A 22,093-nucleotide genomic window follows, 5' to 3' on the forward strand; every position below is an offset into this window, starting at 1 on the left:
GAAGCGCGTCAAAGTGGATTCCCGCGGTGCGTTTTAAGTCTTTGATTTATATATTGCTGGCCGCTTTTTCATTGGCGCGACTTCTGGCCGCCTTCCGCGGCCAGGCTCTTTTTCAGCGCATCCATGATATTGATGACATTGCCCGTCGATTTCACGGGTGCAGGTTTTTTCGCGGGCGCGGCCTTTTTCAGGCTCTTCTGCTTGCCGCGGAGCATCGACTTCAGGCGTTTCTGGATTGGGTCCTGCACCATGGTGGGGCTCCAATCCTTCGTCTCTTCCTTCACAAGTTGCGTCATCAGCGTCAGCAGCTTGCTGTCGATCTCGGTCTTCTCGTCGAGTTCGGCGACGGGTTCACGCACCTCGTCGCCATAGCGCAGGGTCCAGAGAATGATGCCTTTGCCCAGCGGCTCCAGCAGCACGGCACGCTCACGACGGTAAAGGACAAGCCGGGCGATGCCGACCACGTCATTCGCCTTCATCGCCTCGCGGATGACGCAGAAGGCTTCCAACCCGACCTTGTCCTCGGGCACCAGAAAATGCGGTTTGTCGTACCAGATCCAATCGATCGATCCGCGCGGCACGAAACTGTCGATCTCGATGGTGCGGGTGCTTTCGAGCCCGACTTCCTCGATCTCCTCGTCTTCGAGAAGAACATAGTCATCCTCGCCGCGCGGATAGGCCTTCACCTGGTCCCGCTCGGCCACCGGTTTATGCGTGACGCTGTCGACATATCGGCTTTCGACGCGGTTCTTCGTCTGGCGATTGAGGACATGGAAACGGACCTTGTTGCATTCGGTCGTCGCCGGCGTCAGCGAGACGGCGGCAGTGACGAGCGAGAGCTTGAGATAACCTTTCCAGAATGTCTGACGTGCCATGTCTGTCCTGTCTCCCGGACACGGTTGGGCATGGCAATCAACGGGCGGGTTCGGTCTTTGGTTCCGGCAATTGAAGACTTCGTTGATCAGCTACGGTCAGTGATTTCCATTTCATGGATCGGCTGCCAACGGGGCCGAGCACTGTGGGCGGAGAGACACAGCCACTCTTTCCTTGCCACCGCCATTTTCCTCTTCAATAATGAAAGCCCCAAGACGTCAGGATATCGGTAATCTGAATGTTGCGACCCTTCGCCAACCTTGTCATCGTCCTCGCATTGAATTTCCTTTTCATTGTCAGCAATGCTGGCCCATCCTTCGCACAGGAATGCCCCGACCCTGCAAAGGTGTCGAATGCGCTGGCTCAACAAAAGCCGGCAAACAAGAGATATGATCGCGCTCTTCCCAGCTACCGCGACAAATCGGCCCGATACAATCTGGCTCTTGTCGGCGATTCACTCATCGAGCTCTGGCAGCCTTGGATCAAGGACAGCTTTCCCACGCGCCCGGTGATGAACCTCGGGGTCGCTGGGGATACCACGCAAAATGCACTGTACCGCCTCGATGGTCTAAACCTTCCGGATTTCCATCCCGCCGATGTCGTCGTGCTTATCGGCACGAACAACCTGGGTGCGAAAACTGCGCCATGCGCCGTGGCAGCTGGTGTCGTGGCTGTTGTCAGCAAGGTTCGCGCTCTTTGGCCAGGCGCCCATATTTATGCGTTATCCATACCGCCTCGGGGCAAGCGCTATGCCTTCTACGAGGATGTGCGAATTCCGGCCAACCAGCTTGTCGCATCGTCATTGGCTGCAATGCCGGGTGTCACGTTTGTTCAAATGAACGATGATATGTTGCGGTGCGGTAAGCCAAGCGATAAAGAATGTTCCAACTACAAGCCTGACCATCTTCATTTTAATGAAGGGGCATACAAGCTGATCACGAGCTTCCTCGCCGCAGCGGGTCTACAGCTTTGATTTTTGCCGCTCAGGTGGTTACCAAAACGCAAGGCGGAATGTCATGAGCACCTCATTTGACAGCTACCAACCGATTGGCCTGCAAAGACATAGACCCAGAGCTCGCGCGCAATATCGCATTCGGCGTGAAACCTTCGTGCGGATCGTCCTCTCGGCAATATTTTATATTTCCCTCTGGAGAGCGACCGGCATGTGGTATGGGCTGCCGGCCGACTTCCAGGAGGGCGTCGGCAAAGACCCCATGCCGATGCGACTGTTGCTGATGTCGCTCGTTCCACTCATTGGCCTCTACTGCATCCTGGAGCCCAGGCGCATCTTCGAATTGATTCGCAGCGCCTCGCCGCTGGTCGGCATAGTCTGCTTATGCGTCTTTCTCTCGATTGCTTTTTCCGTCAGCGTCGGAGCCTCGCTCCGAGCCCTCGTCGCCGTCGCATTGCTGACAGCTGGACCCATTCTTTACCGGGCCCGTTACGGAGCCGTTGACACATTTGAAAGCCTGGCGAAGTTTGCGATTGCAACGGCTTTCATCAATATTCTTTACACAGCAGCCTTTCCGCGGTTCGCGGTGATGAGAGGCAGTTATGCCGGGATGGTGAAAGGGGCATTTTACCACAAAAACATGCTCGGCCAGTTCTCGGCAACAAACTTCATCTTGCTGCTGCCGGCCCTGCCGATGTGGCGTCTGCGCTACTATGATCTCCTGCGATGGGCGGCAATGCTGCTCTACCTCGTGCTCATCGTGCTGGCGAAATCATCGACGGCGATCATCCTGCTTTCGATCGGAATAGCCGTATACTACGGAATGAGCTGGATTCAGCGCTTTCCAGGCCGGATCTTCAGATCCTTCGTCGTGCTTCTTGCATTCGCCCTGCTGGGCTTTGTCGTCTCCGTCGCGTTGATGGGTGTGGCACAGGCGATTGCCGAGTCATTCGGGAAAGACCTTACGCTCAGCGGACGTACGAATGTCTGGGAACAGTTGCTGCCGTTGATCTTCGAGCGGCCCCTTACCGGCTGGGGATTTGCCTTGTTCCGACAGCCCGAAATCATGGAGCAATATGTTCGTCTTACCTGGGACGCTCAATCCACCCACAACACCTATATCGAACTTGCGCTGAACATAGGCATCCCCGCGACCATCATCTGGACGTCGTTCGTGGTGGTGCGGCTCGTGGGGAAGATGACCTCGTCACCCCTCAATCAAGCGCTCGCCATCACCAAGAGGAAGGAGGTTGTCATTATCCTCCTGATCCTGATCGGCGCGTTCACCGAAGCCGGAATGATGCTGGCCCCCTTCATCCTATGGCCCCATACCGTGATCGCACTGACGAGCCTCGGCCCGGAGTTCCTGTCCCGCTTCCGCAAACCGACCCAGGCAGGCGCGCAACATGAATCAGGCTAAAAAGATGAGTTCAAATAATCGTAGACTGGTTGGCCTCGATGGGATTCGCGGCCTGGCGGCTATTTGTGTGGCAGTGCATCATACCGAAGGGTTTGTCGGATTTGATGCAGCACCTGCTGCATACCTCGCCGTCGACCTGTTTTTTTGTCTCAGCGGCTTCGTGATCGGCCACGCCTATGAGAGGAAACTCATTCAGGAGTCTACGCTCTCTGCCAATGATTTCGCCATCAAGCGTCTCATCCGCTTGTATCCCCTCTATCTGCTCGGTTTGTTGCTCGGCGTACTCGCATATGCAGGTATGTCGCTCAGCAGAAATCAGCAAATGGATCCCATGCTGTTTGCCACCTCGTTGCTTGCCTCGATGTTCTTCCTGCCGGCGATCGGTGGAACATCGCTGAAGGCGCCGAACTTGTTCCCCTTCAACGGTCCGTCATGGTCCCTGTTCCTGGAGATCGTGATCAACCTCGCCTACGGCTATGCGGCGAGAATGCTGTCCAGCGGCGTGCTCGCACTCATCCTGCTGGCGTCATGGGTTTGGCTGGCGGCGCAAACGCTGGCCCATGGAAGCGCCGACCTGATCCCGCTCGACGGCGCTTTGCTCTCCGGTTTTCCCCGCGTTCTCTTTTCCTTCACCCTCGGCATCTTGATGTACCGCTACCGTGAGCGGCTTTCCCCTTCAGGCATCGGAAAAGCAGCAGCAGTGGCTGTCATCGTCGTCGCGACTGCACTTCTCGTTTTCCAGGCGCCCGCCGCCTTGGTTGGCATTAAGGACCTGATTGTCATCACTGCTCTATTTCCGATCGCCGTGCTTGTCCTTTACACAGCCAACTTCGATGGCGTGCTGCGACAGCCGCTTCTTATTGCGGGAGAGGCGTCTTACGCGCTCTATGCAATTCATGTTCCGCTGCTCGGCTTGCTATTGGGAGCATTGAAAGCCGCTGGCCTGGGGCAACCGCCGGCTTGGGCGATCTTTGCCATCGTTCTTCCATTGATCGTCCTATTGGCCATCACCGTCACCCGCCTCTACGATGAACCGGTGCGCAAAGCGCTCAGCGCCGGAAAGGCCATGAGACTTCGCTGGCGTCGATCCTGATTTTGGCGCGATCCGGGTTCTCGGTCGCACCGCTTAAATCGAGAGATAGCGCTTCTGCCAAAGCAGCCTATGTTCTTGCCATGCGCGCGGCGTGAAGTCGTCATAGGCAGTCTCAGCGATCGCCAGCATCCAGTTCTGCGCCTTGCGGGCAAGCAAGACGCATGACAATTCCATGCCAGGCTCAACCGTAATGGAAGGCCGATTGGCACCTGGGATGTCGATCCCCTTGTCACGCCACTGGATGCGGATTTCGTCGGGCTCGGATGTCCATTCGCCGGAGGCAACGGAAGCCTTGCCGTCAGGCTTCAAGCGAAGCGGCGGCGGGGTGATATTCAGAAAGCTGCCATCGTTGCGATAGTTGCCATCGATATCACCCGCAGTCGCCTTGCCGTTTCCCTTGAGAACCATGTCCTGTTCGCACCGCAGGAATATGTTGCGCCGAAAGCTCCCGGACCACGGTCGATTGGCGAAGAACGCGATGTCGCATTGGCTGATGACGTTGTCGTGGATATCGATGTCTTTGCGAAATGCCAGTTCCTGATCCGAAAAGCCGCTCAGGCTGACGCCACGATTGGTGTTCTCGATCCAGTTGTCATAAACGTGATGCGCGGCGTGGTCGGCCTTGTCGGCGATGCCGTAGCCGAAGGAATAATCATTCATCCTGCCATCGCGCATGATGTTGCTGCGCACCACGGCGTCATCCCCAATCGACGAAAAGGAGAAATTCTTGCCGCCGATGAAATTGTATTCGACCAGGTATTTGCGAGTTCTGTCGCAGACCAGCGCGCCCTTGTTCGATGCGCTCGCGGGCGACTGCAGGAAGAGATTGCCGCGGATCACGATATCGGAGCTGATATTGTCGTCGCTGTTTTGATAGGCGAACTGGCAGCAGTCTGCTCCCTCGCCCGGCGCCGCGCCGATGCGATTATTCTCCAGCAACACGTGCGTCGTCTTTGTCAGGTAGATGCCGTCGCCGTTTACATTCTCCGTTTCACAGCGCCTGACGGTGAGATTCTTGCCATTGTGAAATTTGAAGCCTCGAGGAGAATTCTTGACGATAACGTCTTCGATCACCGTATCGGAAAACACCTGATAGGCGACGCCGACATCGGGCGCACCATCGATGACCTGTCCGCGTGTAGACGCGCCGTGAACTTTCTTTCGCAGGATGGCGGTCATTGCATTTCCTTCGATACCGGTGCCGCGGGGAATTAAGCAGAGGGCATGTGGCGGATGTTTGAATATGTGGATATTCAGCTTGTAAACCGCCCATCTTGCAAAAACGACAGTGTCTGGCTCCACATCGTCTTGTTGACGGGTAAGAAAGTGTGGTTTGCCGGAATGACGATATGCGCCGACGCGCCGTCGAGACGGGTGCTCTCCACCGAAACCTTTCCATCATTCGGAACCCTGAGGCCGATGATAAGGGAGGAGACCGGGTCGATGGTCCGATTCCCGGCGATGATGCCAAGTTCATAATCCACAGTGCCAAACAGCTCCGTCATCGCGGTTTGATCGGTGATCAGCTGCTGTCCTGCCGGTCCATAGACCTTCCTGAACAAGGGCCAGTTCTTGAGGAAATCGGCAATCTGACTGCCGCTGTTCGGCGTTCCGACCATCACAACTCTCCCCAGGTTGGCTGGGCGATAGTTCCTGAGAAAAGCGCGGACAATCAGCCCGCCCATCGAATAACCGACGAAATGGACCCGGCCGTCGCCTGCCTCCTTCGCAGCGCCGTCGATCTCAGGTCGGATGATGTCGACGAGGTCGCTGATCGAAAACTTGGTGGAGGGGTAACCGACGTTCACAACCCGATACCCGTGGGCCGACAGGAAGCCGGCGAGCTTCGCCATGCTTTTCTTCGTCCGGGCAATTCCGTGAAACAGGAGAACTGTATCGTTCATCAGTATCCGCTCAACGGGCTGCTATCGATCAGGCGGCCTATCCTTCTAGCTCTCACGGTGAAGCTTGTCACGACAGCCGGCGTTCTCGAATAGCGGCGCGCTTGATGCGGCGTCCCGCTAGTGATCTAGTGGGTGCTGAAATGAAGGTGAACTTCAGCAATCCTTCTGATGAATGTTCGACCGCTCCTGTGCTAGCCTCCTATGCGCGTCTTAAAGACGCCGGCGCTGTAGAGAAAGAAATGCGAGCACGTGACGACCAGCATCAGACATATCGCTAAACTTGCAGGAACATCGGTCTCTTCGGTCTCGCGCGTGCTCAACAACAGCGGTTATGCCTCGCCTGAGCTCAGGGAGCGGGTCGAGGCGGCCATCCGAACGCTGAACTACACGCCCAGCAAGGGTGCCCGTATGCTGCGCGGTGCACCAAGCCGGATGATCGGACTGATGCTGCCGTCGATCGAGGTGCCTTTCTTCGGCATCCTCGCCCATGCGATCGAACAGGAACTGTTCCAGCACGGCTATCAGACGCTGATCTGCAGCACGGCGGAAAACATGGACCATGAGGTGCGCTACATCTCCATGCTGCTCGCCCAGCGCATCGACGGCGTCATCGTGGCAAGCGCCTTCGGCAGCATCGAGCATTTCGGGGTGCTGCGGGACGCTGGCATTCCGATCATCGCCATTGACCGCGAGCTGAACGGCATCGCTGACGACGCTGTCATGGCCGATCACGAGGAAGGTGGACGGCTGATGGCGCGCCATCTGATGGGCCTCGGCCACCGGGCAATCGCCATCGTCGGCGCGCCGGCCCACAGTCAGCCGATCCAGCTTCGCCTTCAGGGCATCACGGCGGAGATGGCGAAAAATGCGATCGCGCCTGCCACCGTGGCGATGGCGGAAGAGCACAGCTTTGCAGAGACCTACCGGCTGGCGCGGGAGCTGCTGGCCTCTCGACCTGAGGTCACCGCGATCATCGGCACGACCGACGTTTCGGCGATTGCCGCAATCCATGCCATCCAGGATCGCGGGTTTTCCGTTCCGGGCGACTATTCGGTCGTGGGCTTCGACGATCTGCCGGAGGCTGCCTACGTCTTTCCACGGCTGACAACGGTCGCGCAGCCGATCCGCGATGTCGGACGGCAGGCAGCACAGCTGCTGGAAGCGCTGATCGAAGAGCACCAAACAGGGTACGAATCTCGGCAAGGCGCGATCGTAAAAGTGCCGGTCACGCTGATCGAGCGCGATTCCACCGGCACTGTTCGCAGGACGCGGCCAAGCTAGGGCCGGACGATGACCTTGATCTCGCCTGGCAATGGCGCGTTGCCCACCACGTCGGCGACCTCCTCGAGACTTATGGTTTTGGTGACCAATGCATCCAGTTCCAACGCCCCGCTCGCGACCATTGCCGCAGCACGCGAATGGGTGAAAGGATTGAGGTAGGCCGGCCTGATATCGACTTCGTTTACCAGCAGATCGAAGGGCAGAACCGGCACCTCGACACCTGCCGGCGTCACCCCGAAAAGCACGAAGGTGCCACCGCGCCGCGCCATTTTCAGACCGCTTTGCAGCGTCTCGCTGACGCCGGCGCACTCGATGACCACGTCCGCGCCGCCTTTGGTGACCTCCCGAACAGAAGCGATTGTATCCGAAGCGGCCGGATCGAAGGCGTGCGTGGCTCCCAGGCGCAAAGCGGTTTGGCGTCTCGATTGCTGTCGCGTGATCAAAATGATCTCGCCTGCCCCAGCCAGGCGGGCCAGTTGCACCATCAGCAGGCCGATTACGCCCCCGCCGAGGATAGCAACGCTGTCGCCCGGACGGATCTTTGCCTTGTCGATGGCGTGGATGCAGCAGGCCAGCGGCTCACTGAAGGCGCCGTGAACGGGGTCGAGGTCGGCCGGCAGGACGAAGGCCTGGGCCTGCGGCACCGCCACATATTCGGCAAAGCCGCCATCCCGTGTCACGCCGATGGCGGTCAAGCTCTCGCACAAGTTCGGCCGCGCCTGCCTGCAGGCCCGACAGGTGCCGCAGGCAATATTCGGGTCGACCGTCACGAGCTCACCGCCGGTAAAGCGGGTAACGGTATCGCCGATCTCTTCGACGATGCCGCAGAATTCGTGCCCCAGCGTCACGGGGATCGCTGTCGGATACTCGCCCTTGTACATGTGGCGATCGGAACCGCAGATGCCGGCCACCGCAACCCGGACAAGCAGCTCGCCCGGCCCGGCAACTGGCTTCTCGACGTTGCGCATGGTCAAAGACCCGATCGACTCTAAACGTACAGCTCTCATTCCACTCCTCCAGACATCAAGTTCGATTGCTTCGTGCTGATGAAGCCGCTTCTCGCGACGCGGCATCGACCATCCCGGGCACGGCTCAAGCGCTCAGCTCATGACATTTCCGCCGTCGACATTGTAGCACTGCGCCACGATGTATGCTGCATCTGGCCCGGCCAGGAAGGCCGCCATGGCAGCTTGTTCGTGGGGCGCGCCGAATCGTCCGGCGGGGACGGTGGCGGCCACGCGGCGCTTGACGTCACCGGGTTTCAAACCTTCCCGGCTGCCGAGTTTTGCATCGACGACGTCCCACATCGGCGTATCGACGACGCCGGGAGCGATGGCGTTGACGTTGATCCCGTAACGGATCAGCTCCAAAGCGCAGCTTTGGGTGATGCTGATGACGGCCGCCTTGGAAGCGCAGTAAGCCACCGCCGGTCCTTCGCCCCGGCGCCCAGCCTGGGACGAGAAGTTGATGATGCGTCCACCTTTCCCTCTCTCCACCATGTGCCGGGCAACGGCCTGCGTCATGAAGATCAGCCCTTCGATATTGACCTGAAATACCCTTGCGGTGCGCTCTCGGGATATTTCCAGAATGGACTCGACGTCGTAAATGCCTGCAGCATTGACCAGGATGTCGATCTGACCAGCGGTTGATATGGTGAAGCGTACAGCTTCTTCGATGCTGTCTTGGCTGGTCACGTCAAGCGCCACATCCCAGGCCTGCGGGCCGATCGCTTCCGCCACCCGTGCGCATCGTTCACCGTCGAGGTCCGCCACGACAACCCTCGCGCCTTCGGCGGCAAAACGTTCGCAGACCGCCTTGCCGATGCCGCTCGCTCCTCCCGTGACCAATGCCACCTTGCCGGAGAGCCGCGCCGTTTCCGTATGGGTCATCGCACTGCCTCCCCGGCCGCGGCTGCCGTAACGAATAGCTTCATGTTTGCTCCTCCCTTTTTGACTGAACGATAATCGGAGCCGCCCTCCTGAGGCGACGCCAATGGGCTAAGCGGATTGCGGGTTCGTCTCCTTCGCCTCGCGAAAAAGGACGGACATGTCGGGGATGCCATCGGTGGCCGTCGCCCCCATGAGGCAACGCGCAGCTGCGGCATGGGCGACGGCGCAGATATGCTCGACCGGCCAGTTCTCATGCAGGCCGTAGAGCACGGCGGCGCAGAAGGCGTCTCCTGCGCCGACGGTACTGACGATGTCATCGGGATCGACAGGTCGTGAACGCGTGATGATCGTGGAAGCGCCTGATGCAAACCAGAAGCAGGTTTCCGGTGCATGGATGATCGCGCCCTTGGCGACACCAGCCGCAAGCAGGCGCTCGCCCGCTTCCAAAAGCCCCGCTTCGATCAAATCTCCCCTCGCATCGCGAACGATAACGCCGGTTGCCCGCCCCGCCTCCATCTCGTTGATGATCAGATAATCGCAGAAGGGCAGAGCGACACCGACCTTCTTCGCAAATTCCGGGTCTTCGCTCGATACGAAATCCACACAGGTCGTAAGCCCGGCGCGGCGCGCCGCTTCCAGCAGGCGCGACGCTCCCGAACGACCGTCGGGACCAATGCCGTCGAGACCCGGCAACAGCATGAGATAACCGAGATAGAACAGCCGATAGCCGGCCTTGGCGAAGGCTGCGGGTGAGACAAGCTCGTCCGTGACGGCATCGTTGGCGCCGCCATGATAGAAGAAGGTCCGGTTCTGACCGGGCACATTCATGACATGCGTATGCGCCGTCACCCGGTCGGCAAGCGCGATCAGCCCACCGACATCGACGCCGGCAACTGCCAGGCGGGCCTTGACGATTTCGCCGTCCTGATCAGCGCCGATGCATCCCGCCGCCGCCAGCTTTCCGGGAAACCCAAGCGAGGCCAGATCGGTGACGACATTGGCCGCCCCGCCCCCCACGCCCAGATCCTGGTGCAGGATATGCGCGAGATTGCCCTGTTCGGGCCAATAGGACAGGGTGTGGACGCGATCGACAATGAAGTTTCCCGCGCAGACGATGCCGCCATGCTTCTGACCGTCGCGATCGCAAACCTCCTCCCCGGCTCGCATCAGTTGACTCCTTCGTTCCACAAGGGTCTCAGCGGCGGCTCGTCTTCCTCGATCGCGGCGAAGCGTGCGATCGGCTCCAGAAAGAAATTGTCGCTGTTGTCGTCGTTGACCTGACTGACCTCGCCGACAAGCACAGGTCCGCCCTCTTTCCTGCCGTAGAAGCGGTGGTAGAGCCCGGTGCGGATCGTCACGCTCTGCCCAGGCTGGAGAACCAGCGGTTCCCATGCAGCGAGCCGGTGCGCCAGCCCGTCTACCGGCACCGTTAGATCCTCCGCCAGCACATTGCCATCGGCATCGGTTGCGGCGAATTCGATGACGAGATCGCCGCCGGCGCGATTGATGATGTCTTCCATCTTCGCCGCATGACGGTGGGTCGGCGTGACCTGCCCTTCGCCAACGAAGAGCAGCTTTTCGGCATAGGTCCGTTCACCCAAGACATCGACGATGCCATTGCGCAGGCTAAACAGCACGAGACCGCATTCGGCAAACCGGTTCGAGCCGAAATCGGTGACATCCCAACCCAGCTGATGGGCGCGCAAATAGGCTGATGCCTCGGGATGAGCGGCAAAATCCGCCGCCGTCCAGGAACCCCATGCCGGCAGGGACCAGTGCCAGCGCTCGAGGCTCTCGGTTGCCCGCAGCAACGCGGCGTTGATCTCGGAGCGCTGCATCAGGCTGACGCCCCGTCATACTCGACCGGCACCACGACGTCCTCGCGACCGGATTTGAGAGCTGCCGTCAGGACTGCGTGATGCGCCTGCGCCTCGGCCGGCGTCGCGCAGCCGAAACCGTTGGCATTGCCGCCGGCAAGCTCATCGACGAAGGCCGCCCACATCTGCTGTATGGCGTCGGCAAAACCGAATTCGAAGATCTTGCCTGTTATGGCCGGAAATAGCGAGCCATAACCCAGATCCTCGGTACTCCAAGCCTGCGCTCCGCCATTATAGTCCATCCACTGCCATTGGCGCGGCGACTTCGTGCTGAAGAACGCGCTTTTCTTCATGCCGAGAACTCTTAGGTACCAGGTGTTGGATTCGCCGGGCGCGATGCGCCAGGTTTTCAGCACCATCGGGAAATCCTGATCCCCGGTGCGCACGCGGCTGCTGATCGTGGCATTGTCCCAGGTGGTGCAGGGCAACATGCCGCCCTTGCCGTCAGGACGTTCGGTGACCTTTTTGACCAATTGTGCATGCAGGGTCGTCGGGCGCCAGCCGAGACGCAGCGGCACGTGCAGCACATGCATGCCGAGATCACCCATGCAGCCATAGTCGCCATTGATATCGGCCATGCGCTTCCAGTTGATCGGCTTCTGCCGGTCGATATCCGAAGAGTGCAGGAAACCCGCCTCGACTTCGATTATATCCCCCATCTCGCCGCTTTTTGCGAGCGCGATGACCTTCTGCGCGCCGGGGAAGAAAGGCATTTCCGACGAGCAGCGGACCAGAAGTTCCGGATGCTCGGCGAGAACCGCCATCATCTCCCGGTTCTGCGCGGCGTCCATGCCGAAGGGCTTTTCACCGAGAAGATGTTTTCCGGCCTTCAGGATGTCGATGTAGAATTGCTGGTGCAGCACATGCGGGACGGCGCAATAGACCGCATCGACCTCGGGATTGGCCAGAAGCTCCTTATAGTCAGCGGTGAACTGGCGAACAGTCGGCACATGATCCCTGAACCAGTCGAGCAGCGTCGCGTTGGTATCACAGACGGCGACGATTTCCGGTCGCGCTTTCACATCGGCCAGATGCAGCCAGCGCGCCGCAGCGCTCGCAAACTCGCGTCCCATCAGACCGCAGCCGATGACGCCGAAGCGGAATATTTTCGTCATGACATCTCCTCCCAGACGCGCATCAGCCAATATGTAGCGAAGCTTGCTCGACGGAAGCCTTGTCATGGACGATGGCCATCAAGGCCCGCGTCATGCCGGCGGGATTGTGATGCTGGATAACGTTGCGGCCATAGACGATGCCACGGGCGCCCTGCTCCATCAACTCTCTGGTGCGGATCAGGATTTCCTGATCCGAAACGCGGCCGCCGCCGCGCACGAGCACCGGCAGGCATTGGGCGATCTCGACCACGCGGTGATATTCCTCGACATTGTCGCAGGGGTCGGCCTTGATGATATCGGCGCCAAGTTCAGCCGCCTGGCGCACCAGCGGCAAGATCTTGTCAATCGCGCCATCGACCATGTAGGCGCCCTTGGAATTGTCCTGCATGACGAGCGGCTCGACCATCAGCGGCATGCCGTAGATCTCGCATTCACGTTTCAGGCTGTTCACATTGCGCACGCAGGCGCGATAGACTTCCGGCTGGTCCGGAAGCATCAAAAGATTGACGACGACACAAGCAGCATCCAATGCAATGCCCTGCTCCACCGCCCTGTCGATCATTTCGGAAAACAGCTGAGACGGCAGGGGATTGCCATAGATGTTGGCGATGTCGGTGCGCAGCACCAGTGCCGGGCGATGCTTGCCGGGGATCGCCTGCAGAAGAGGTGCCGTACCCGGCGGCAGCTGAATGGCATCCGGCGCCGCGTCCGCGATCACCTCGATGGCCGTCTTCATGTTCTCGATGCCGGCGAGGAAGGTTCGTTCATTGAACATGCCGTGATCGATGGCAACGTCAAAACAATTTCCAGACACGCCGAAAAGTCGGTTCAATCGCGCGGATTTCATCGAATTCCTCCCAGATATGGTAACGTTTCCACATTCGAATAAACGGAGCAAGATGGCGAGTCAAGATAATGTGGAAACGTTTCCATGCCGCCTCTTCCGGCGCGGGACGAGGCGCCGCTCGCGCCTCGTCCCGGAAGGACTACCAGCAGGTGAATCCTGCATCGACGTTGACGATCGCCCCGGTCATGAGGCTGGCGGCGCCTGACGCAAGGAAGAGGACCGCGCTGGCAACCTCCTCCGGCGTTCCCATTCTTCCCATCGGCGTGTCGGCGAGCCAAAGCGGGATACGCTCGCGATTGGCTTCGACGGCCACCACCATCGGCGTCTCGATGTAGGTGGGTGCGACGGCGTTTACCCTGATGCCGTGATGCGCCCACTCGGCGGCCAACGAGCGCGTGAGGTGATGGACCGCCGCCTTGGAAACGTTATAGGCGGTCTGAGGCTGGGGCCGGTTGCAGATGTGCCCCGACATCGAGCCGAGGTTGACGATGGCGCCGCGTTTCATCGAAATCATCGGACGACCGAAGGCGCGCGAGCACCAGAAGACGCCATTGAGATTGACGTCCATCATGCGCAGCCAATCGGCGTCGGTGAGATCCTCGGCCGAGATGCCGTTCTGGCCAATTCCGGCATTGTTCACCAGGATCGTCGCCGGCCGCCCGCCATCGGCAAGCTCGGCTGCAATCGCCTCCATTCGGGCCGCGTCGGTGACGTCGCCGACCCGGACTTCGACGTCGTAGCCTCTATCCCGGAGAGCAAGTGCTTGCTCAGCGTCGCTCTCACTGCGTTCGATGACAACGACGGCGGCGCCCGCTTCGGCCAGCGCCTCGGCGCAGCAGAGCCCGATCGCTCGCCCTCCGCCCGTGACCACTGCCCGTTCGCCATCGACGCGAAATTTCTGCTGGTAGCTCATCTCACCTCTCCTCAAATGTCAAAGGCGCTGGGAAGCACGACGATATCGCGGATGGTAACGTTGCGCGGCCGGGTCAGCATGAAGATGATGGCGTCGGCGACTTCCTTGGGCTCGATCAAGGCTCCGGCCTCCTTGGCCTTGCGAAGGTTTTCCTCCGGCCAATCCGCAAGCAAAGCGCTGATCACCGGCCCTGGTGAAACCGACCCCACGCGGATGCCGTTTTTCAGAAGCTGGCGCCGCATCGTCTGGACAAAACAAGTCATCGCCCACTTCGACGACGAATAGACCGGTTCCCATGGAATCGCCGAATGTCCGGCAACGGAACTGGTGACGACAATGTCGCCGGTGCCGCGTTCGATCATGTGCGGAATGACATTTCGAACGTTCTTGATGACGACATTGACGTTGAGATTGAGCATTCGATCGATGGTATCGAGATCGGTTTCCATCAGGTCGCCGCCGATATAGGTGCCTGCATTGGCATGCAGGATGTCGAGCTTGCCGATCTTCGACAGGATGCCCTCGAGCAGACCCGCGCACTGGTGCGGATCCAGCAAGTTGACCACCAACGGAATAGCGCGTTCGCCAAGCCGGGCACAAACCGTCTCAAGGGCCTTCTCATCGCGGTCGACCAGCACGACCGTCGCGCCAGCGGCAAGCATTGCCTCCGTCGAAGCCAATCCTATGCCGGACGCCGCACCCGTGACCGCCGCGATCTTCCCATTCAATTCGTTCATCGATTTTTCCTCCTGTCTTGATCCTGATTGTCAATTCTTCCCGACGCCGCAGGCGGCGTGATAGTCCGAGAGACTCTTCGTCACTCTCCAGATCAAAACCTGTTCCGGATCGAGCGGTGCATCTGCGAAATCCTGCGCCGCCGGCATGTGTTGCCAAAGCAAGGGCAGCGGTACGGATTGCCCTCGAAGGGCCTCACACAGCTGCCGGACGGCTTCTTGTGCTTCAGCCGACGCCCAATAATAGCGGATGCGGTCAGACAGCGAATAGTGCCGCAGCCAGCGCATCTCGGCGTTTGTCCCGTGGTAGTGGCGGCTCCAGTTGCCTGGCTGATCGACCATCAGCGCTTCCATCGCCTGATAGAGCGGACGCTGGCCGTAATCGGGCAAAAGGTCCGAAGCGATCGCATCCAGCGCATAGAGCGCTTCGCGCAGGACGAAGGTCAGCTCGGGACCGACCTTCAGAATGGGAAATCCGTCCTCCACCAGCGCGGTCAACGGCCGGGTTCCCTGATAGTCCGTCGAATGCGCCTCGAAGACGAACTGCGGCTCATCGGTGAGCACCGATTTCAGCGCGTCTATCTTGCTCCGGTCGTAAAGGACGACATTCTGATTGCCGAACTCGACGCCCGGCTGCACGACCAGCCCGATGGCCCTTTCAAACGCCTGGCCGAGTCCGGCCTCCGCAAAGATCCGGCGGTGGACTTCGATCGTCTTCAGCGCCGCTGCGGCCGCCGTCGGATCGATGGTTGTCAGGGCATGATCGGCCCCGCCTGGCGGCGGCACTTCCGTGCCGATGACATAAACCGGCATTGCGCCGCCAGCCCTCTTCGCCGAGGCCTCGGCGACCGCCGCAATCCGGGCGGCGCGATGGGCGGTGGTTTGGTCGTCGAGCGCCACCGGCTCGCCCTTGCAGCCCATCGAGGCGTCGAGGTGAACCTTGCGGAATCCGGCCTCGACATAGGCGGCAACCATCTTCTCCGCCTCGGCCATGGCCTCTTCCGCCGGGCGGTCGCACCAAGGATTGGGGCCGAGATGATCGCCGCCGAGAACGATCAGATTTTCGGGGCATCCCTCCTCGGCGGCTATTTTGCCGACGAGGGACGCGAAGTCGCTTGGCGTCATCCCGGTGTAGCCGCCGAGGTGGTTGACCTGGTTGCAGGTCGCTTCGATCAGGACGGTGCTCTCATGTTGCCGCCCGTGTCGGAGTGCGGCCCGAAGCACGATTGGGTGGGCGGAGCATACGGAGGTCACGCCTTTGGGGCGGCCCTCCATCCTCAGCCTGGCCAGGTCGTTGAGATGCACCTGCATCATGGGCGCCTTTCCGTTGAAGCGATAAATGCATCGAGTTCCTGACGGGTGCCGGCGCCCTCCATCGGACCGAGGACCGTCACGTTGCGGGCGCCGGCAGCCGAGCCATAGGTCAGAGCTTGCTGCGGAGACATTCCGAGCCGCCGGCAGGTGAGATAGGCACCGCCGAAGCAGTCGCCGGCGCCCGTGGGGTCGACCTCCTGAACGACGAATGCCGGCGCGTCGATGCGGTCTCCTTGCCTGCCGAAATAGGTCGCGCCTTCGGCCCCGCGCTTCAGCACGATCTCCTTGACGCCCATCTCGAACAAGCGGCGAATCGCGTCTGCCTCGCCTTCGACGCCGGCGGCACGCTCAAGCTCCTCTCCGGACGGCAGAAGCAGATCGGCGGCTGCAACAAGCTTGGAAAAGCGGCGCTCGGTGTCCTCATCCAGCTTCAATTCCTTGCGAATATTCGGATCCACCGAGAGCGTTCCCCCGCGCGCCTTGACGATGTCGACCGCCTTGTCGATGACCTCGCGCGCACTGGGGACCGACAGGGCCGAACCCATCACGTGAAGATGCCCGCTCCGGCGGATCAGGTCTCCGACCGTTTCAGACCAGCCGAAGCGCGCGGCTGCAGATGTGGCGATGTTGTAGACGAAATCCCGGGAGCCATCCTTGCGGTAGCGGACAAAGGCGCTTCCTGTGGGATAATCCGGATCGATCGAGATCGTCGAAATATCGACGCCGTCGCGTTTGAGGCGATCCGTATTGACACGACCGAAATCGTCATCGCCGACGGCGCCCACCATGGCGGCCTTGCCGCCGAGGCGGCCGCACTGCGAGATGAAGATCGCCGGCGCTCCGCTCGCAAACGGACCGACAAGCGGCTGCGCTTCGAGAAACCCGTCTCCGACCGTCGTGGCGACGATCTCGACGAGGATCTCCCCTACGCAAACCGTGGGACCAAGCGCGTCCGGAGCCAGTACTGTAGCCATTTGCAATCCTGCTTTCGATCGTTCTTGTCGTCAACTCGTCGGTGCCTGGACCGGCGCACCGTCCTCGCTGCCGAACTCCTCGCTCTCCAATGACAGAAAGCGCTGGTGCAACATGCATGCCGCCCCGAAGGCGGAACCGAACTCCGCATCACCATCCACGACGACCTCCGGCGTGGGAAAAGGGATGTTCTGCCCCTCCGACATGTGAACCGCCACGCGGGCGGCCACCATCGGGTAGAGGGATGCCACGGAGCCACCCAGCACGATCCTGTCGGGGTCGAGCAGGCGACAGGCCTGCAGCAATGCGTATGCGAGATGGCGCGACCAGGTTTCGGCGATATTGACGGCAGCCGGGACACGGTCGCGAACACCGCTGAGGAAATCCTGCAGATCCGCGTCCTCTCGGCCGACAGCCTCACGATACTGCCTGATGAGCACCTCGCGACCGATCAGTTGTTCAAACTTCTGACCGCCGCTCCCCGGCACCAGGGTGTGGCCGATTTCTCCCGCCAGGCCGTGGCCGCCCCGGAACAGCTTGCCATCGATCGTGATGCCGCCGCCGACGCCGGTTTCCATGAGCAGGAACAGGGTCACGCCTGCGGCGCCGTGACGATAGCTGTCGCCGATCGCAAAGGCGTTGGCATCGTTTTCAACCGCGATCGGAACGGCGGCCGGGAAGGCGGCCAGGAAGGCGGATCGGCCAATCTCCTTCAACGACACCTCTCGCCAGCCGATGATGGGTGCGAGGGTGACAATTCCGTCGGGCCGGATGTGGGCCGGCGCCGATATGCCGAGACCTTTGCACCGCCCGATCATCCTCTTTTCCATCGCACTGACAATCAGCTCGACGCCCTGCGCCACGGCCTCCTCCACCGTCGAAGACATGCTGTCGAACGCCATTTTCCGACATGCCCGGACGTCGGCGGAGAGATCGATAACTGCCGCCGAGATATGCTCGACGCCAATCTCTATCCCGACGAAGAATGCGGCATCGGGGACCAGTTCGAGCATGATGCCCGGGCGCCCGGCACGGGAATGTTCCAGGCGCTGCCTGCCGCTCTCGTCCGACTCCTGAACGAACCCGCCTTCCGTCAGTTCGGCGACGATCTCTCCCGAGGATGAGCGATTCATCCCGAGCTTCCGGGCGAGATCCGCGCGGCTGAGGCTTCGGTGAGCATAGATCGTCTGCAAGGCGGCGACGATATTGTTCTGCCGGATCCTGCGCGGCGAACTTCCGATGGAGACGGTGTCGTTCATATTTCAATTCCCTTCAAGTCGCCCAACCCTTACACGACTGGAACAGGCTGTCAGAAGGATAATCAGGGCCGCGCGTTTGTGGCGCGGCGACGCTTGGCCTCGTCATATTTCAGCTCGATGTAGCGCTTCGCGTGCGCCGCAAGCGGATCATTATCCTCCCAGGTGTCGCGCCAGATCGCGCAGGCGAGCGACAGGCCTTCGTCGACGACCGTCGTCGAGAAGCTCTCGAATACGATGTCGCCGATGTAGTCGATGTCGAGCAGAGCGTCGAAGATCAGTTCGAAGTTGATGACGCCGTCGCCGAGATAGCCGCGATTGCTCTCGCCGATGTGGAAGTAGCCGATCTTGTCGCCGGCCAGGCGGATCGCGGCCGCCGGATTGGCTTCCTCGATGTTCATATGGAACGTGTCGAGGTGGAGACGAACATGTTCCGATCCCGTCTCGGCGATGAACTTCAGCCCCTGCGCCGCCGTGTTCAGCAGGTTCGTCTCGAACCGGTTGACAACCTCCAGGACCAGGTCGACGTTCGCTTGTCTCGCGACTTCGGCGGTCGCGGCGATCGCGGCGACGCTGTTATCCCAGCCCTTCTTCGTCGGCTGGCGATTGTATTTGGTGTGCGCGGAATAGAGAATCCCGCCGAGTTTGTTGCCGCCGATATCGCGGACCGCACGAACGGCGTCGGCCAGCGTCTGCTTGCCAGCGGATACCGCAGAGGTATCCTCGCTCGATACGTCCTTGTCGAGCGGCAGACCCATCGTCACGCCAATCTCGACATCAAGCGACTGCGCAAGCTTTGCCAGTCGATCCAGATTGAATTTCTCGGGGCGCAGATAGGCAAATTCGATGGTGCGATATCCGTGTTCGGCCGTCTTGTTGAGGGCCATCTCCAGCCCTTCCTGCGTTTGGCCGCCTGTCCATACAAATGAATGGATACCCAATCGACGCATAGCCTTTTCCTCCAAAAAATGCCTTTGGCTGCGCACAGTGCTATGCCATTTAGTTTGGAGAGACAACAAATAATTTCGGCTGAAAATCTTTTGCTGCTTTGCAAAATCTCTTTGCAACGCAATATTTTATATCTCTGCCCATTGCATTTCATCCTCTGCCCGAAATTAGTTTCTGCAAAAATCAATGGGATAGACCCGCGATTTGCATGTTTAGACAACAAATATTGCGCTGCCAGTTTTTTTGGCCTACACAAAGGACCGGCGAAATGATCTCGCTGCAATATGGGAGGATTGAAAATGAATTATGCTTTGAAGGCTAGCGCGCTTGCGCTGACGCTCAGCCTCGCCGCCACTGCTTCGCCTGCCTGGGCTGACTTCTGGTCCGACGCCGGCGCCAAATTCAAAGGCGTGACGCTGCACGGCGTCACCGAAAGCACCCCGCCATCGAACTACATCAAGAACGTGCTCGCTCCGGAATTCGAAAAGAAGACCGGCATCAAGGTCGACATCGAGACGACGTCATGGGATCAGATGTATGACAAGGCCATCAAGGACATGGAAGCCAAGACCGGCATCTATGACATGGTCTATATCGAGCAGGACATCATCTATTCCTATCTCGCCAGGAATTTCCTCGTCGACATCACCAAGACGCTGAAAGACCAGGCTGATCTGAAGGCGCCGACCTACGACGATGCGAACTTCACCAGCTTTGCCAACTACTTCAAGGACGCGAGCGGCGATCTCTTCGGCGTTCCGATGGAAGCCTTCCTGAAGACCTATCTCTATCGCAAGGACCTCTTCGAAGATCCGAAGATCAAGGAAGCCTTCAAGAAGGAAACCGGCAAGGACTTGAAGCCGGCCACCACACACGCGGAATACACCCAGATCGCCGAATTCTTCACGAAGTACGGCAAGGATAACGGCATGGAGCTCTGGGGCACGACCGCCCAGGCACATACAGGCCATCCGGCGTCCTGGTATGAATTCTTCGAGTCCATCGTGCCGACCTTCGGCGTCTACAATTGGGGCATCGACGCCAAGAACAACTATGCGGCGACGGTCGAACATGGCGGCGCGATGAACAGCGACAAGGCGAAGGCCGCGTTGAAGTACTGGCTGCACCTGCGCGACATTGCTCCTCCGGAATCGACGCAGTCAACCTGGACGGAAACAGCAACGACCTTCGCCGCCGGCCGTGTCGCCCAGGGGCTGATCTACGGTGAGAATGCCGCCTGGATCGCAAGCGATCCAGCGCAGTCGAAGGTGGTCGGCCAGGTCGGGTTTGCTCTGCCGCCGCTCGAGCCGGGCGTGCTGGACGACGCGAAAGCCGGAAAGGGCTATATCGGCTACTACGACGGCGGCGCCTTCGGCGTGCCGGTCACGTCCAAGAACAAGGAAGCCTCGCTGCTCTTCCTCGAATTCATCGGCCAAAACGACGTGCAGCCCGATTGGGCGATCGCCGCACCGCGCATCACCAATACGGCGACGTTCGACGATCCGAAGGTGAAGGAGATGGACGTCAAGCTCGGCGGCTTCTACACAATGCTGAAGGACGAGGGCAAGCTCTTCGCCGGCGCTCCTCCCTACCCCTTCCATGCGCAGGTACGTGAAGCGACCGCGCCTATCTTCTATGACATCCTGACCGGCAAGATCGGGCCCGATGCAGGCCTCGATCAGATGGCGGCCAAGGCCGAAGAGGAGCTCACCTCGCTCGGCTATCGCAAATAAGACATCCTCCCCAACTTGACGGGTCGCTCCGGCGACCCGTCATCTTCCGTTCCAGATGGAGCGGACATCCACTTAGTGTTCAATGGGGGACAGGCGATGCATTCGCAGAAGCTCGGGTGGCTGTTGCTGTCACCGACCATAGTGATCCTCGGATTGTTCGGGATCTTTCCTTTCATCTACGTCCTCTGGGTGTCTTTCCATTCATGGAACCCGTTCGCGGCCAATCCGGGCATGATTTTCAACTGGGCTGAGAACTATCGGCGGCTCGTCTTCGACCCGCAGTTTCTGGCATCGCTCGGCATCACCCTGGCATTCGTCTTCTTCGCGGTCGTGTCGGAACTGGTCCTCGGCTACATCCTCGCCCAGGCGCTGCTCAAGGACTTTCCCGGAAAGGCAGTGTTTCGCACGATCCATACTCTACCGCTGATCATGGCGCCGATCATCGTCGGCTCAGTCTGGAAGCTGATGACTACCCCGTCCATCGGCATCATTCCCTATCTTCTCAGAAGCTGGTTCGGCTACGATCTGAATATTGGCCAGAGCGCCGTTGCGGCCTTCACGGTCACTGTCATCATGGACATCTGGCACTGGACGCCGCTCGTCACCCTCTCGCTGATCGCCGCACTCGTCTCGCTTCCATCAGACCCGTTCGAGCAGGCGCAGATCGACGGCGCCGGCAAGAGCCAGATCTTCTGGCACATCACGCTCCCCCTGATCCGGCCGGCCATGCTGGCCACCGTGTTCATCAGGCTCATGGACGCGCTGCGCACCGTCGACGAAGTCCTGATGCTGACCGGAGGCGGTCCGGGTTCATCGACGCGCTACATCGGTGTCCATATATTCAGGGAAGTCTTTCCCAAGACGAATTACGGCTACGGTTCGGCGATCTCCGTCATCGTCCTCTATCTCACCATCGTCGTTTGCTGGCTGCTCTACGTCGGCCTGATTGCACCCCGCGTGAAGAGAGGTTGA

Annotated in this window: 21 protein-coding genes; 6 read left to right on the forward strand and 15 right to left on the reverse strand. The window is 59.9% G+C overall.

Annotated features, from left to right (window positions below; translation table 11 throughout):
- Positions 1-68: 68 nt before the first annotated feature.
- On the reverse strand, positions 69-875 hold the full coding sequence (ku, locus tag ACIPSK_RS14725) for a non-homologous end joining protein Ku (RefSeq protein ID WP_162117847.1): 807 nt from the start codon (positions 873-875) through the stop codon (positions 69-71).
- A 236-nt stretch (positions 876-1,111) separates the two neighbouring features.
- Between ku and ACIPSK_RS14730 the strand changes: the two genes are divergently transcribed.
- Genes ACIPSK_RS14730 through ACIPSK_RS14740 form a run of 3 tightly spaced genes read left to right on the forward strand, consistent with a single transcriptional unit; the run spans position 1,112 to position 4,338 of the window.
- Positions 1,112-1,846: a GDSL-type esterase/lipase family protein gene (locus tag ACIPSK_RS14730; protein ID WP_162117848.1), complete on the forward strand. Its 735-nt coding sequence runs from the start codon at positions 1,112-1,114 to the stop codon at positions 1,844-1,846.
- Between the two features lie 43 nt (positions 1,847-1,889).
- A complete protein-coding gene (locus tag ACIPSK_RS14735; RefSeq protein WP_162117849.1) occupies positions 1,890-3,245 on the forward strand; it encodes an O-antigen ligase family protein in 1,356 nt (451 codons plus the stop codon).
- A complete protein-coding gene (locus ACIPSK_RS14740) occupies positions 3,232-4,338 on the forward strand; it encodes an acyltransferase family protein (protein WP_162117850.1) in 1,107 nt (368 codons plus the stop codon). The genes ACIPSK_RS14735 and ACIPSK_RS14740 overlap by 14 nt, the downstream gene beginning before the upstream one ends.
- Positions 4,339-4,371: 33 nt before the next feature.
- On the opposite strand, the gene ACIPSK_RS14745 is transcribed toward ACIPSK_RS14740, so the two are convergent.
- Positions 4,372-5,517, reverse strand: a complete 1,146-nt coding sequence (locus ACIPSK_RS14745; protein ID WP_162117851.1) for a right-handed parallel beta-helix repeat-containing protein — start codon at positions 5,515-5,517, stop codon at positions 4,372-4,374.
- Between the two features lie 74 nt (positions 5,518-5,591).
- On the reverse strand, positions 5,592-6,242 hold the full coding sequence (locus tag ACIPSK_RS14750) for an esterase/lipase family protein (protein WP_162117852.1): 651 nt from the start codon (positions 6,240-6,242) through the stop codon (positions 5,592-5,594).
- A gap of 249 nt (positions 6,243-6,491) precedes the next feature.
- On the opposite strand from ACIPSK_RS14750, the gene ACIPSK_RS14755 reads away from it, so the two are divergent.
- Positions 6,492-7,523 (forward strand): LacI family DNA-binding transcriptional regulator, encoded by a 1,032-nt coding sequence (locus tag ACIPSK_RS14755; RefSeq protein ID WP_162117853.1) that lies wholly within the window; start codon positions 6,492-6,494, stop codon positions 7,521-7,523.
- On the opposite strand, the gene ACIPSK_RS14760 is transcribed toward ACIPSK_RS14755, so the two are convergent.
- From ACIPSK_RS14760 to ACIPSK_RS14815, 12 genes are all read right to left on the reverse strand, one after another.
- Positions 7,520-8,530 (reverse strand): zinc-dependent alcohol dehydrogenase family protein, encoded by a 1,011-nt coding sequence (locus tag ACIPSK_RS14760; RefSeq protein ID WP_162117854.1) that lies wholly within the window; start codon positions 8,528-8,530, stop codon positions 7,520-7,522. The two genes, ACIPSK_RS14755 and ACIPSK_RS14760, sit on opposite strands and share 4 nt — an antisense overlap.
- 93 nt (positions 8,531-8,623) lie before the next feature.
- A complete protein-coding gene (locus ACIPSK_RS14765) occupies positions 8,624-9,412 on the reverse strand; it encodes an L-iditol 2-dehydrogenase (protein WP_162117855.1) in 789 nt (262 codons plus the stop codon).
- A 108-nt stretch (positions 9,413-9,520) separates the two neighbouring features.
- The gene (locus ACIPSK_RS14770; protein WP_162117856.1) at positions 9,521-10,579 is read right to left on the reverse strand and encodes a carbohydrate kinase family protein; all 1,059 of its coding nucleotides are present in this window, start codon (positions 10,577-10,579) and stop codon (positions 9,521-9,523) included.
- On the reverse strand, positions 10,579-11,250 hold the full coding sequence (locus ACIPSK_RS14775) for a D-lyxose/D-mannose family sugar isomerase (RefSeq protein ID WP_162117857.1): 672 nt from the start codon (positions 11,248-11,250) through the stop codon (positions 10,579-10,581). The genes ACIPSK_RS14770 and ACIPSK_RS14775 overlap by 1 nt, the downstream gene beginning before the upstream one ends.
- On the reverse strand, positions 11,250-12,404 hold the full coding sequence (locus ACIPSK_RS14780) for a Gfo/Idh/MocA family protein (protein ID WP_162117858.1): 1,155 nt from the start codon (positions 12,402-12,404) through the stop codon (positions 11,250-11,252). Before ACIPSK_RS14780 ends, ACIPSK_RS14775 begins: the two co-directional genes overlap by 1 nt.
- Before the next feature lie 22 nt (positions 12,405-12,426).
- A complete protein-coding gene (locus ACIPSK_RS14785) occupies positions 12,427-13,251 on the reverse strand; it encodes a class I fructose-bisphosphate aldolase (RefSeq protein ID WP_162117859.1) in 825 nt (274 codons plus the stop codon).
- A gap of 139 nt (positions 13,252-13,390) precedes the next feature.
- Positions 13,391-14,164 (reverse strand): SDR family NAD(P)-dependent oxidoreductase, encoded by a 774-nt coding sequence (locus ACIPSK_RS14790; protein ID WP_162117860.1) that lies wholly within the window; start codon positions 14,162-14,164, stop codon positions 13,391-13,393.
- An 11-nt stretch (positions 14,165-14,175) separates the two neighbouring features.
- Complete coding sequence (locus ACIPSK_RS14795; RefSeq protein ID WP_162117861.1) at positions 14,176-14,901, reverse strand: SDR family oxidoreductase; 726 nt, start codon at positions 14,899-14,901, stop codon at positions 14,176-14,178.
- A 30-nt stretch (positions 14,902-14,931) separates the two neighbouring features.
- Complete coding sequence (locus ACIPSK_RS14800; RefSeq protein WP_210254197.1) at positions 14,932-16,212, reverse strand: D-tagatose-bisphosphate aldolase, class II, non-catalytic subunit; 1,281 nt, start codon at positions 16,210-16,212, stop codon at positions 14,932-14,934.
- Positions 16,209-17,186: a tagatose kinase gene (locus ACIPSK_RS14805; protein WP_162117862.1), complete on the reverse strand. Its 978-nt coding sequence runs from the start codon at positions 17,184-17,186 to the stop codon at positions 16,209-16,211. Before ACIPSK_RS14805 ends, ACIPSK_RS14800 begins: the two co-directional genes overlap by 4 nt.
- 30 nt (positions 17,187-17,216) lie before the next feature.
- Positions 17,217-18,443 carry an ROK family transcriptional regulator gene (locus ACIPSK_RS14810; protein WP_162117863.1) on the reverse strand — a complete coding sequence of 409 codons (1,227 nt, stop codon included), beginning with the start codon at positions 18,441-18,443 and terminating at the stop codon, positions 17,217-17,219.
- Positions 18,444-18,505: 62 nt separating this feature from the next.
- Positions 18,506-19,390, reverse strand: coding sequence for a sugar phosphate isomerase/epimerase family protein (locus tag ACIPSK_RS14815; protein WP_162117864.1), 885 nt, complete (start codon positions 19,388-19,390; stop codon positions 18,506-18,508).
- A 282-nt stretch (positions 19,391-19,672) separates the two neighbouring features.
- On the opposite strand from ACIPSK_RS14815, the gene ACIPSK_RS14820 reads away from it, so the two are divergent.
- Together ACIPSK_RS14820 and ACIPSK_RS14825 are read left to right on the forward strand one after the other, a co-directional pair.
- Positions 19,673-21,121 carry an extracellular solute-binding protein gene (locus ACIPSK_RS14820; RefSeq protein ID WP_210254198.1) on the forward strand — a complete coding sequence of 483 codons (1,449 nt, stop codon included), beginning with the start codon at positions 19,673-19,675 and terminating at the stop codon, positions 21,119-21,121.
- 96 nt (positions 21,122-21,217) lie between these two features.
- Positions 21,218-22,093, forward strand: coding sequence for a carbohydrate ABC transporter permease (locus ACIPSK_RS14825; protein WP_017966968.1), 876 nt, complete (start codon positions 21,218-21,220; stop codon positions 22,091-22,093).

This window comes from Rhizobium sp. LARHSG275 (assembly GCF_052871115.1).

Coding starts and splice junctions, on each gene's coding strand:
- ACIPSK_RS14795 (WP_162117861.1), bottom strand. CDS start 14,901: ATGAACGAATTGAATGGGAAGATCGCGGCGGTCACGGGTGCGGCGTCC.
- ACIPSK_RS14790 (WP_162117860.1), bottom strand. CDS start 14,164: ATGAGCTACCAGCAGAAATTTCGCGTCGATGGCGAACGGGCAGTGGTC.
- ACIPSK_RS14740 (WP_162117850.1), top strand. CDS start 3,232: ATGAATCAGGCTAAAAAGATGAGTTCAAATAATCGTAGACTGGTTGGC.
- ACIPSK_RS14780 (WP_162117858.1), bottom strand. CDS start 12,404: ATGACGAAAATATTCCGCTTCGGCGTCATCGGCTGCGGTCTGATGGGA.
- ACIPSK_RS14770 (WP_162117856.1), bottom strand. CDS start 10,579: ATGCGAGCCGGGGAGGAGGTTTGCGATCGCGACGGTCAGAAGCATGGC.
- ACIPSK_RS14775 (WP_162117857.1), bottom strand. CDS start 11,250: ATGCAGCGCTCCGAGATCAACGCCGCGTTGCTGCGGGCAACCGAGAGC.
- ACIPSK_RS14760 (WP_162117854.1), bottom strand. CDS start 8,530: ATGAGAGCTGTACGTTTAGAGTCGATCGGGTCTTTGACCATGCGCAAC.
- ACIPSK_RS14820 (WP_210254198.1), top strand. CDS start 19,673: ATGGGAGGATTGAAAATGAATTATGCTTTGAAGGCTAGCGCGCTTGCG.
- ACIPSK_RS14730 (WP_162117848.1), top strand. CDS start 1,112: ATGTTGCGACCCTTCGCCAACCTTGTCATCGTCCTCGCATTGAATTTC.
- ACIPSK_RS14825 (WP_017966968.1), top strand. CDS start 21,218: ATGCATTCGCAGAAGCTCGGGTGGCTGTTGCTGTCACCGACCATAGTG.
- ACIPSK_RS14735 (WP_162117849.1), top strand. CDS start 1,890: ATGAGCACCTCATTTGACAGCTACCAACCGATTGGCCTGCAAAGACAT.
- ACIPSK_RS14815 (WP_162117864.1), bottom strand. CDS start 19,390: ATGCGTCGATTGGGTATCCATTCATTTGTATGGACAGGCGGCCAAACG.
- ACIPSK_RS14750 (WP_162117852.1), bottom strand. CDS start 6,242: ATGAACGATACAGTTCTCCTGTTTCACGGAATTGCCCGGACGAAGAAA.
- ACIPSK_RS14810 (WP_162117863.1), bottom strand. CDS start 18,443: ATGAACGACACCGTCTCCATCGGAAGTTCGCCGCGCAGGATCCGGCAG.
- ACIPSK_RS14765 (WP_162117855.1), bottom strand. CDS start 9,412: ATGACCCATACGGAAACGGCGCGGCTCTCCGGCAAGGTGGCATTGGTC.
- ku (WP_162117847.1), bottom strand. CDS start 875: ATGGCACGTCAGACATTCTGGAAAGGTTATCTCAAGCTCTCGCTCGTC.
- ACIPSK_RS14745 (WP_162117851.1), bottom strand. CDS start 5,517: ATGACCGCCATCCTGCGAAAGAAAGTTCACGGCGCGTCTACACGCGGA.
- ACIPSK_RS14805 (WP_162117862.1), bottom strand. CDS start 17,186: ATGGCTACAGTACTGGCTCCGGACGCGCTTGGTCCCACGGTTTGCGTA.
- ACIPSK_RS14785 (WP_162117859.1), bottom strand. CDS start 13,251: ATGAAATCCGCGCGATTGAACCGACTTTTCGGCGTGTCTGGAAATTGT.
- ACIPSK_RS14800 (WP_210254197.1), bottom strand. CDS start 16,212: ATGATGCAGGTGCATCTCAACGACCTGGCCAGGCTGAGGATGGAGGGC.